The sequence below is a fragment of the Streptomyces sp. NPDC059166 genome (assembly GCF_042755185.1).
Taxonomy (GTDB): domain Bacteria; phylum Actinomycetota; class Actinomycetes; order Streptomycetales; family Streptomycetaceae; genus Streptomyces.
Genome location: NZ_JBHZCI010000031.1, coordinates 88,931 through 99,957, shown reverse-complemented (window position 1 = coordinate 99,957; position 11,027 = coordinate 88,931). Strand labels below are relative to the sequence as shown.

Annotated in this window: 7 protein-coding genes; 5 read left to right on the top strand and 2 right to left on the bottom strand. The window is 70.5% G+C overall.

The window, feature by feature from the left end; genetic code table 11:
* Positions 1-25: 25 nt before the first annotated feature.
* A complete protein-coding gene (locus ACFXOA_RS22970; RefSeq protein WP_385031589.1) occupies positions 26-640 on the top strand; it encodes an ATP-grasp domain-containing protein in 615 nt (204 codons plus the stop codon).
* 70 nt (positions 641-710) lie between these two features.
* Here ACFXOA_RS22970 and ACFXOA_RS22965 read toward each other — a convergent pair whose 3' ends face one another.
* Complete coding sequence (locus tag ACFXOA_RS22965) at positions 711-2,549, bottom strand: MFS transporter (protein ID WP_385031575.1); 1,839 nt, start codon at positions 2,547-2,549, stop codon at positions 711-713.
* Positions 2,550-2,772: 223 nt separating this feature from the next.
* Positions 2,773-5,610, bottom strand: a complete 2,838-nt coding sequence (locus tag ACFXOA_RS22960; RefSeq protein WP_385031572.1) for a D-alanyl-D-alanine carboxypeptidase — start codon at positions 5,608-5,610, stop codon at positions 2,773-2,775.
* A 195-nt stretch (positions 5,611-5,805) separates the two neighbouring features.
* Between ACFXOA_RS22960 and ACFXOA_RS22955 the strand changes: the two genes are divergently transcribed.
* The 4 genes from ACFXOA_RS22955 to ACFXOA_RS22940 all read left to right on the top strand — a co-directional run bounded on the left by ACFXOA_RS22955 (position 5,806) and on the right by ACFXOA_RS22940 (position 10,985).
* The gene (locus ACFXOA_RS22955) at positions 5,806-6,525 is read left to right on the top strand and encodes a GPP34 family phosphoprotein (protein WP_362540190.1); all 720 of its coding nucleotides are present in this window, start codon (positions 5,806-5,808) and stop codon (positions 6,523-6,525) included.
* A gap of 249 nt (positions 6,526-6,774) precedes the next feature.
* Positions 6,775-7,632, top strand: coding sequence for a helix-turn-helix domain-containing protein (locus ACFXOA_RS22950; protein ID WP_385031568.1), 858 nt, complete (start codon positions 6,775-6,777; stop codon positions 7,630-7,632).
* A gap of 208 nt (positions 7,633-7,840) precedes the next feature.
* On the top strand, positions 7,841-8,038 hold the full coding sequence (locus tag ACFXOA_RS22945; RefSeq protein ID WP_385031565.1) for a DUF397 domain-containing protein: 198 nt from the start codon (positions 7,841-7,843) through the stop codon (positions 8,036-8,038).
* A gap of 1,372 nt (positions 8,039-9,410) precedes the next feature.
* A complete protein-coding gene (locus ACFXOA_RS22940) occupies positions 9,411-10,985 on the top strand; it encodes a sodium:solute symporter family protein (protein ID WP_385031562.1) in 1,575 nt (524 codons plus the stop codon).
* The last annotated feature ends 42 nt before the right edge of the window (positions 10,986-11,027 follow it).

Below are 11,027 nucleotides of genomic sequence, written 5' to 3'. Positions count from 1 at the left end.
CACCGAAGGACGTCGAACTCGCCGCATAACCCCACCATCCGAACCACCCCAAACCCGACAGGGATGCCTTGACGAACGACATAGAGGCACCCCCCCCGACTGGCTGGCCCGGCTGCCCGACGCCTTCGTCCGACGGGAGATCCGCGCCGTGCCGATCCGCGAGGCGTATGCCCTGCGCCGCCCGGCCTTCGTCAAGTCGCCCAACGACAAGAGCATTCCGGCACTGGTCTATACGGACGGGTCACGGCTGCCCGGCCCCGACGCGGTCGACCCGGGCACGGTGGTGCTGGTGAGCGACATCGTGGTCCTCGATGTGGAGTACCGCCTCTTCCTGCTCGACGGGCAGGTGCACACCGGAAGCCGGTACGCCGCCTCCGGCCGCCTGGCCCTAGCCCCGCTGTCCGCCTCGGCGGAGGCGTTCGGCAGGGACCTGCTCGCGGCCACCGGGCACACCCTGCCCTCGGCGATCGTCGTGGACGTCGGCCGCGACGACGCGGGGCGGTGGATGGTCGTGGAGGCCAACGCCGCCTGGGCCGCCGGCTGCTACGCGTCCGACCCGGAACGCGCTCTCGATGTGGTGCTCAGGGCCGCCGGTCCCGCCGCCCTCCTGAGCGGACGGGACGCCGCGTTCGTACGCTGACGGAGCGCCGCTCGCGGGCGGTGTCCCACCGGCGGATCAGGGACGGGACGTCCGGTGGAGGGTTCGCGCGCTATTCGCGCAGCTCCTCCGGACACGGTGTCCCGGGCCGAAGCTGGTAGGGCGCCGCCAGGCGGTAGACCCCCGGGCGGGGAGCCAGGAGCTCGGTCCACTCGTCGCCGTCGCCGTCCTCCTCCACCTTGATCAGGCAGCCGTGGACGTTGGTGAAGTCCTTCGGGGCGTCGCTGTCCTCGGCGGAGCGCTTCTTGGACTCCTCGGTCTCCTGCGGCCGCTCCACCCCCTGGCCCTCGGCGTCGACGACGGCGAGCCAGCGGGAGTACGGGATCCGGATGAGGACCCTTCCCGCCGTCTGCACGCGGATCGTCAGCTCGTCGTCCTCCGCCCGCTCGACCGTCGCGGGCGGGTCGGCGAGCGGCACCGGGTCCAGGACCCGGAAGAGCTTCCAGTTGGCGTCGCTCCAGACGGCCTTCAGGTAGGGCTGCCCCTTCTCGACGAGCGCCGCCTCCTGCTCCCCGCCGGGGTCGGGCTTCCCGGTCGGCAGCACCACGTAGTGGACGGCCCAGCGGTCCAGCCACTCGCGGTAGTTCACGGCGTTCAGCGTGTCGTCGTAGAAGAGGGGGTTGCGCTTCATGTCGGCCTGACGGTTCCAGCCGCGGGCCAGGTTGACGTACGTGTCGAGCGCCGACGCCTCCCGGTGGCTGCTGGGCGGCACCACCTCGACACGGCCCTTCTCCGCGTCGACCGTCTGGAGCTGGTTGACCAGCGGGGCCAGCTCACGGTTCCAGGAGGCGGTCGGGGCGGTTCGGACGATGTCGTCGACGCCCTTGAAGCCGATCCAGAAGTTCAGCCCCGCGAAGACCACGAGCAGCGCGTACCAGTGGAGCGTGCGCCGCTTCGTGTACGGGAGGGCGGCGAGCAGGACGACACCGGCGAACAGCATCGCCATGCGCGACACGTTCGAGCCGATCTGCGAGTCGACCACGTAGGTCAGCAGCGTCCCGACGCCGTACACGGCGGCGGCGGTGCGGACGGTGTGCCAGTCGCGGGGCACCAGGAAGAAGACGAAGACGGAGTACAGGAAGGGCAGCGAGAGGGTCCCGAGTGCCATCGGCTGCGTGCCCGAGAACGGGAACAGCCACGCGGAGAGCACGACCACGAGGACGGGCGGCAGGCCGACCGCGTACGCCCCCGGACGCCGCTTGTTGAGGAAGAGCGCCGCGGCGACGACCCCGAGGAAGAGACCGGCGACCGGGCTGCCGGCCGTCGCCAGCGCGGCGAGCGGCGCGGCGACGACGGCCTTCGCCCACCGCTTGTAACGCCATCGGTGGGGCCAGCAGAAGACGGCGGCGACGGCACCGAGCGCGAACATCATGCCGAGCCCGAAGGTCACCCGGCCGGACAGGGCGTTGCAGAGATACGCGAAGACCCCCGCGAACGCGCACGCCAGGGGGTTGCGGACGGCGGGGACCCGCACCAGGATCAGGGCGGTGAGCGCCGAGGACACGGTGCCGGCGATCATCATCGTCGTACGGACACCGAGCAGCGACATGAGGTAGGGCGACACCACGCTGTACGAGACGGGGTGCATGCCCCCGTACCAGGCGAGGTTGTACGCGGTTCCGGGGTGGCGGCCGACGAACTCGGACCAGGCGTCCTGGGCGGCGATGTCGCCGCCGCTGTTCGCGAAGAAGAAGAACCAGATCAGGTGGACGGTGGCGGCGACGGCCGCGGTCAGCAGGACCGGGTGGCGCCTGATGCGGTCCCGCAGCTTCGGGCGGCCGGTGTCCTCGCCGTCCCCGGGGCCGGGCTGGGCCGGGATCCGGACGGCCGGCACCGCGGCGGGCTGTACGAGGGGGCCGTCGTTCGCCCGCGTCGGCTCAGCGGTGGTCACTACGACTCTCCCCAGTCCTTGCCCGGGCCTGCCGAACCGTCGGTCTACTGCACTGTGCTGGTCCCTGCCGGGAAGGACGCGTCCCGGCGTCCACCCGTTGCCCGGACGCTAGCACGCGGGGTTTCGGCCGCGCCGGTCCATCCGCGGACCCGCTCGCGGGTCCGTCCGGGACCGCCCGTCCCCTCCACCGCGACGGCGAGGGGCGGACGGTCCCGGGGGCCCGTCAGGTGATGCGGGTCAGCTTGTCGCCGAAGCCCGGTTCCGTCATGGCGCTCTGCAGGGCCACGGGGACCGAGACCTTGCCGGTGCCGCTGCCCACGGAGACCTCGCCCACGACTGTGCCCGCGTCGGCCTTGTGGGCCGGCACCTTGCCGCCGTCGGTCAGCTCCACGTCGACCTCGAGCCCGCCCCAGCCGACGGCCTTCAGGTCCTTCGTGGCGACGAGCGGGGTCTGTCCGCCGAAGCCGTTGTCGACGTACCCGACGACCTGGCCCTTCTTGACGACGGCCGCGGAGTTGACGCCCTTCTGCGCGGCCTGGATCAGCTTGAGGCTGTTCTGGATGGCCCGGTCCAGCTTGGCGTAGAGGGTGCCGTCGGTGTCGGCGCCCATGACCGCGCCGATGATCCGGCGGGACTTGCCGTCGATGACCGTGTCGGCGGTCCACAGCAGGTTGCCGCCCGCCGGGGTCGACGAGCCGGTCTTGATACCGCTGACACCGTCCTCGAGGAGGATCGTGTTGTTGTTGTAGATCTTGCCGACGCCGGGGATGTCGGCCTGCGGCATGTTCACGATCTCGCGGAAGATGTCGTTCTGCATGACCGCCTTGCCCAGGCTGATCTGGTCGGCCGGCGTCGACATCGTCGACGACTTCAGACCGCTCGGATCCGTGTAGGACGAGTTGGTCATCCCCAGGTCGTCGGCGGCCTTGTTCATCTTCTCGACGAAGGCGCCCTCGGAGCCGGCGTCCCAGCGGGCCAGCAGACGCGCCACGTTGTTGCCCGAGGGAATCATCAGCATCTGGAGCATCTGGCGCTCCGTGTAGGTGTCGCCCTCCTGGATACGGGCCATCGACTCGTCGGTGTTGCCCGACTCCTCGGCCGCCTGCTTGTCGACCTCGATCTTCTCGCCGGTCTGGTCACCGGTGATCGGGTGTTCCTTGAGGATCACGTAGGCGGTCATCACCTTCGCCATGCTGGCGATCGGCGCGGACTTCTCCTTGCCATACGAGCCGATGGCGCCGACGCCCTCGACCTCCACCGCGCCCTGCCCCTCGGCCGGCCAGGGCATGTCCAGCTTGTCCCCGCCGAAGGTGTACGTCGGCGACGCGGTCAGCGTCAGCGCCGGGTCGGGGAGCGGGCGCACCGACTGTGCGATCGCGAAGATGATCAGGGCGAGCAGGACGAGCGGCGTCCAGATCTTGACGCGCCGGACGGCCGTACGGACCGGTGTCTCGGGGGGCGGCGGGGTGTTGGTGAGCTCGGCCAGCAGGTCGAGCGGGGGCTTGGGCGGCATGGGCTGCTGCCTGGTCCGCTCGGCCTCGGTGAGGCCGGCCCCGGTGCTCGCGCCCGCGGCGGTCCCGGTCCCGGCCCTGTTCGTCACGTCGGGGGTGACGGTGGGGCCGACCACGGGCTCGGGGCGGACGTCGTCCGACCGCAGCGGCACGAACTTGCTGGTCCGCTCGGCGGGCGCCTCGGGGGCGCCGCCGGACGGCTTCGCTCCCCAGGACGCGGGCTTCCGCGGCGCTTCCTTCTCATCCGCCTTCGCCGTCTCCGCCGTCCTCGGCGGGAGCTTCAGGGCGGTCGTGGGATGGTCGATCCGATCGGTCCGCACCGCCTTGAAGACGGCCGTCGGATGATCGATTCCTCGCCCGTCCCCCACGGGCTCCGCGTCCTCGTCCTCCTCGGACCCGGCGTCCTCGGCGGACTTCGCATCGGCCGCCTTGCCGGCCTGCGCGGACTTCTCCGCCTGCTCGGCCGGGGAACTCTCCTCGCGGGTCTTCGGGACCCGAACGGCGCCCCCCGGGGCGGCGGCCGGAACGGCGTCGGCAGCCGCGTCGGCATCGACAGGCGAGTCTGCGTCGGCACTCGTGTCGACGTCGGCGGTCGTGTCGGCGTCGGCGGTCGTGTCGGCGTCGACCGGAGCCTCGGCTTCGGCTTCGGCTTCGGCTTCGGCGTCCGTGTCGGTGCCGTCCGCGGCCTTGCCGCCCGGAGCCTCGGCGGCTCCGTCGCCGCCGGCCTCGGCCGGGGAGGCGTCGTCGGCCGACACAGCGGCCTCGGCGACGTCCTCGGCATCGGTGTCCGAATCCGAGACTGAGTCGGACGCCTCGGCCCCGGTGCGGTTCTCGTCCGCACCGTCGGTGGACCGGCCGCCCTCGTCGCCGTCCCGGTCGGCGGCTTTCCCGTCCTCGCCGTCCGTGTCCGCGGCCTCTCCCTCGGGTCCGGTGGCCACCCACGCCGCGACGACGTCCCGGAGCCGGGCGTCGGTGGGCGTCGGCTCCGCGCCGGAACCTCGCTCGGGTGCGGCCTCGGAGCCGGATGCGCCCCCGTCCGCGTCCGAGTCGTCGTCCCCGGTGTCCGGGCCGGCCTCGCCCTCGGAACGGTCGCCCGGGTCGGACGCGTCGGACACGGCGGGTTCCGCGTCGGACGCCTCGGCGTCGGCGACGTCCGCAGCCGGTTCCACTTCGGGTTCCGGATCCGCGGTGACGGCGGCCGCCTCGGCGGCGTCCTCGCCCTCGGGCGCCTGAGGCGCCCCCGCAGCCGCTCCGGCGGCGTCCCGCGACTCCGTGGCGCCCTCCGCCTCTCCGGAGGCCGCAGAAGCGCTCTCAGGGCCCTCGGGGTCGCTCGCGCGCTCCGCGTCGCCCTCCGGCGCGTCGGAGGAACCGGAGGCCGGCAGGCGGAAGACGGCGGTCTCCGTGTCCGTCACTGCTCCGGTGGCCCCGCCCTCGGTCTTCCCGCCCGCTCCGGCGGCCGGCTCCCGGAACACGGCGAAACGCGGATCGCGCTCCTCAGCCGTCCCCGACGACTTCCGCTGCTCCGACTTGTCGGGGGACTCGCCCGCCACCGATTACCTCCTTGATGCGCCGCGGGGCCATGCCCGCACTGTCCGAACCATCTACCAGTGTCCTGTGTGAACCGTTGGCTGAGCCGCTAGACGAGAACGACATACCTAACGGTTCCCTCACAAAGCACCCAGGCACCCTCGACAGACCATTGTGAGAGGGGTCACCCTGTCATTCATCCACGCGGGGAGGCATGGATGGGCAGGAGCCGCAGAACAATTCCGGAGGAGCTTCTGCTGCTCGCTCTGGACCCGACCACGGGTACCACAGCGCAGCCGCAGTCGCTCGACCTCGGCCTGGCCGGGGCACAGCTAGTGGAGCTGGCTCTGGCAGGACGGATAGCCCCTGACGGGGATCGTATCGCCGTGGTGATGCCACGGCCGACAGGAGATCCGACTCTGGACTCCGCACTGGAACTGCTGCGCCGTCGTGGCAGTCCGGTACGGGCGGTCCACTGGATCGGCGGGCCCCGACTGGGACTTCGCCAGATCTATCTCGCTCATCTGGAGCGGTGCGGCATGGTTCATGCCGTTGCGGGCCAGATGTGCGGGGTGCTGCCGACGACTCGCTACCAGGCGACGGACACGGCGGTCAGCCGGGACATCAGATCCCGGCTGGACAGTGCGATCCGCACCGGCGTACCGCCGGACCCGCGGACCGCGGCGCTCGCCGCACTGGCCCACGCGGTCGGACTCGGCAAGCACCTGTACCCCGGGAACGAGGGGCGTTCATCGCGCTCCCGGCTCCGGGACCTGATCAGACACGACCCGATGGGCGGCCTCGTGGCGCATGCCGTGATGGACGTCCAGAACGGAGTGGCCGTCCAGCCACGCCGTGGTCAGCAGGCGGCCGGCGTGCCGTTGCAGCCGCAAGCGCAAGCGCGCCGCGGCAGCATGGCGCACACCTCCGTCCACTGACAGCACGACCGCGCGGACATGTGCGCGGAGAACCGAACACCGCCGTGCCGTCGTCCCCATGACCCGGTTCGGGAGCCGCACCAGGCGCGGGGCAGCCGGATCCACCGGCTGCCCCGCGCTTTTGCGTGCGCGCCGGGTGCGGTGGATGCGTGTGGCGATTTCCCAGCGAACCCGGGTGGCCGGGTGGCAATCTGCTGAGCAGCAGACACACACAGCTACAACAGCTGCATATCCGGAGGTGCCGTTCCCGTGCCGACCAACGTCAATCCCACCGTCAGGCGACGCCGGTTGGGCCAGGAACTGCGCCGCCTGCGCGAGATCAAGGGCATGACGGCCGAAGAGGTGGCGGATCGCCTGCTGGTGTCGCAGTCGAAGATCAGCCGCCTGGAGAACGGCCGCCGGTCCATCAGCCAGCGGGACGTACGAGACCTGTGCGGGGTGTACGAGGTCGAGGACCACCGCGTCGTGGACTCGCTGATGCAGATGGCCAAGGACTCGCGCCAGCAGGGCTGGTGGCACGCCTTCGGCGACATCCCGTACAGCGTGTACATCGGACTGGAGACGGACGCGGCCTCGCTGCGCGTGTACGAGTCCCTGATCGTCCCCGGGCTGCTCCAGACACGCGAGTACGCGCAGGCGGTGATCGAGGGCATGTGGCCCGAGGCCACCCCCAGCGAGATCGACAAGCGCATCCAGATCCGGCTCAAGCGCCAGGACAGGCTCACGGACCCGGTCAACCCCCTCCGCTTCTGGGCGGTGATCGACGAGGCCCTGCTGCGCCGCATCGTCGGCAGCCCCCACACGATGAGGGCGCAGCTGCTGCACCTCGCCGAGCTGAGCGAACTCCCGCACGTGACGCTCCAGGTGCTCCCCTACGACGTGGGCGCGCATCCCGGCATGTACGGAAAGTTCGCCATCCTCGAGTTCCAGGAGGCGATGGACGCCAGCGTCGTCTACCTGGAGGGGGTCACCAGCGACCTGTACCTGGAGAAGGCCAACGACGTCCAGAGTTACGCCGTCATGTACGAGCACCTGAGGGCCAAGGCGCTGAGCGCGGAACAGTCACGGGAGTTCATCGTCGCGGCCGCGGACAACTGTGGGGCATAAGTAATCAATCGCCACCCGGCAAAGGGAAGAGCGGAATATAGACCTCGTCACCCCACCCCCGGAAGACCCGCCCATCGCAATTCACCCTAAGGGGTGAACGGCGCTCTCCTTCGAAGATTCCGCAGCGTAGCGTCGCCTGTGGAGTCGCTGACTCGCAGCGACCGCGAACGAGGGCCCTACGGCCGACACAGTCATCGGAGGCGTGCTGATGGAGCATGGAAAGCTGACGGAATGGACCAAGTCGTCCTATTCCGCCGTTAACGGGGATTGCGTCGAGATCAAGGCCGAGGCGGGGGCGCTCGGCTCCGTGGCGGTGCGCGACTCCAAGGACCCTGGAACGGGGACCCTCGGCTTCACGTCCGGCACCTGGTCGGCGTTCCTGCGGGACATCAGCCGGGCCGCGTAACGACGAGGCAGGCAGTAGGGCCGGCCGGCACCCCTGGGGCGGCCGGGCACACCCTCTCGACTGGTCCGCCGTCCTGGCCGAGAGGGTCGCCGCTCGTCGAGGGACCGCCAGCGGAACCACCGGTCACGACCGCCCCCGAGTCGCCCCTTCCAGCAGGCACGCAAGCGTCGGATACGGGTGTACGGGTTCCGAAGTCCCGGCGCCGGCCGGAGTCGCGTGCGAGGCCGCGGGGCCGCCCGCGCTCGGCGCAGACCGATGACCGACACGGCGCGAACATCCCCGCAGTTCACGGTGCGCCGGCCTGGGAGACCACCCTCCGGCACTCGCGCTCGCCCGGGTCTCCCGGCCCGGAAGAATCACCGAGGCCGGCGTCAGCGCGCATTCAGGGCCGCGCAGGGGCTCATATTCGGCGACGGCCTTCCGTGCGAACGACCCAGCCGCTCGTCACCGCCGGAGCAGCGCGACACGAAAAGCGGAAGCCGGTCGGCATATCGTCGGCCGGCCGGGAATTCCTCCCGGTTTCAGAGATGGCGGCCACCTATTCCTCCGGCGGCACGGCCGAATTCCCCGACCCCGGCGACAGCCGCCTGACCGAGGGGGAGAACCGGACCGGGAGAGTGTCCGGACGGTCGGGAAATTCCCTCCGCGGGACACGACCGCGCACATGAACCCTTGAGGCTTGGGCGTATCCGGCCGGGATCCGTCCACGCACCCCGGCCGACCGAGCGGGTGGCGCCCGGAGAGAAGAATTCACGCCTGCCGCGGCCCGCCCCAGACCTTCCCGCCGCCGGTGTCACTACGGGGCGGCAAGGGCCGGATTCCCCGGACCTTCCCGGGCGGACGAGAGCCGCCGCCGCACGGAGGCCGGTCCGGCCCGGCGAACGAGGGCGGTCCGGGTGACGGCCTCCCGTGACGGCACTGCGACCGGGGAGGGTCGCCGGGAGGCCGTGCGGCTGCCGGCCGTCGGCGATGTCCGCCTGTCGGCGGGAGGGAACAGGGCGCCCACCGTGCGGCCACCGCTGTCTCGTAGGTACAGGTCTCCCCCATCTCGTGCCGCACGGGACCCGCATCCCGTGCGGTCGTTCTGCGTTCCCGGGCCTTTCGGCCCGGCGTCCGTCTCTGCACAGCCTGACGAAGTGCCCGCTCATCGTGTGGCCGTGGTCACGTTCACGACAACGCCCCGCAAGGTCAAGAACGAGTAAAATCGTTCTGCTTACTGATCCGCGTTCACATCTCTGACCGTGAATGCCTTGACCGAGGACCGCGGCAAGCGGTTCAATCCCGGAAGTCCCCTTCCCGCACGGGGCCCCGCTGAACGGCCGTACCGACGAAGCGCGTTCCCGTTCACAAGGCGGACCCCTGGAGGGGGCACATGAACAGTCTCGACTGGGCCGTGCTCATCGGATACTTCGGTGTGATGGTCGCGATCGGAATCTGGTCGCACAAGCGCGTGGACAACGTCAGCGACTTCTTCACCGCCGGCGGCAAGATGCCGTGGTGGCTCTCGGGCATCTCGCACCACATGTCCGGCTACAGCGCGGTGATGTTCACCGGGTACGCGGGCATCGCGTACCAGTACGGCGTCACGTCCTTCGTGACCTGGTCGCTGCCGATCGCGATCGGCATCGGCATCGGCGCCAAGCTCTTCGCGCCCCGGCTCAACCGGCTGCGTTCGCGACTTCACGTCGCCTCGCCGCTGGAGTACCTCAAGAACCGTTACAACGTGCCCACCCAGCAGGCCCTGGCCTGGTCCGGGCTGCTGCTGAAGATCGTGGACGTCGGCGCGAAGTGGGCGGCCATCGCCACCCTGCTCTCCGTCTTCACGGGCATCACGCTCACCCAGGGCATCTTCATCACGGGCGCCATCACCGCCGTCTACTGCACCGTCGGCGGACTGTGGGCCGACGCGCTCACCGAGCTCGGGCAGTTCATCATCCAGCTCTTCGCCGGCATCGCGATGCTCGTCATCGCCATGAACGAGCTGGGCGGCTTCAGCTCGCTGTGGACGGTCTGGGACAAGCTCCCCGAGGGCCACACGAGCCCCACGGCAGGTCCGTACACCACGACCTTCCTGCTCGCGTACCTCTTCATCAAGACCTTCGAGTACAACGGCGGCATGTGGAACCAGGCCCAGCGCTACATGGCCACGGACTCCGCGCACTCCGCGACCCGTTCGGCCCGGCTGTCGGCGATTCTGTGGCTGGTGTGGCCGGTGGTGCTGTTCTTCCCGATGTGGGTGGCCCCGCTGCTCGTCGAGGCGAAGAAGCCTGACGCGTCGGACAGTTACGCCCTGATGACCGAGCAGCTGCTGCCCCACGGTCTCCTGGGGCTGGTCATCGTCGGCTTCTTCTCCCACACCATGGCGATGTGCTCCTCCGACGCCAACGCCATCTCCGCCGTCTTCACCCGGGACATCGCCCCGGTCCTCTCCAAGGCGGCCCGCAACTGGAGCAGCAGGGCGGGCCTGCTGGCCGCCCGGCTGTCCACGCTGGCCTTCCTCGGCCTGTCCATGGCGCTGGCGACCCAGATCAACTCGCCCACGTTCAAGGACATCATCTCGGTCGTCATCAAGTGGGTCGCCGGTCTGATGGGCCCGATCGCCATCCCGTTCATGCTGGGTCTGCTGCGCAGGTTCCGGCGGTCCGGCCCGACCGCGGCGCTCACCAGCTGGGCGGCGGGGCTGCTCGCCTTCTACTTCACCAACTACAACTTCGACGGTTCGGTGAAGACGGACGTCGCCCTGCAGTACCAGGTGGCCCTGCCGCTCGCGATCTCGCTGGTGCTCTACATCGTCATCGGCTTCATCAAGCCCGAGGACACCCCGGAGCGCGACGCGCTGATCGAGCGGATCAACTCGGACGACGAGGGCCCCGCCGGCGGAGCCACGGCCGCGGCCGTGCCCGCCCAGAAGCCGGCTCCGGGAGTCGCGGGAGGCGTGAAGGACTGACCGGGCCCCCGCACGCGGAGGCGGGGCGCGGACACAGCGGTG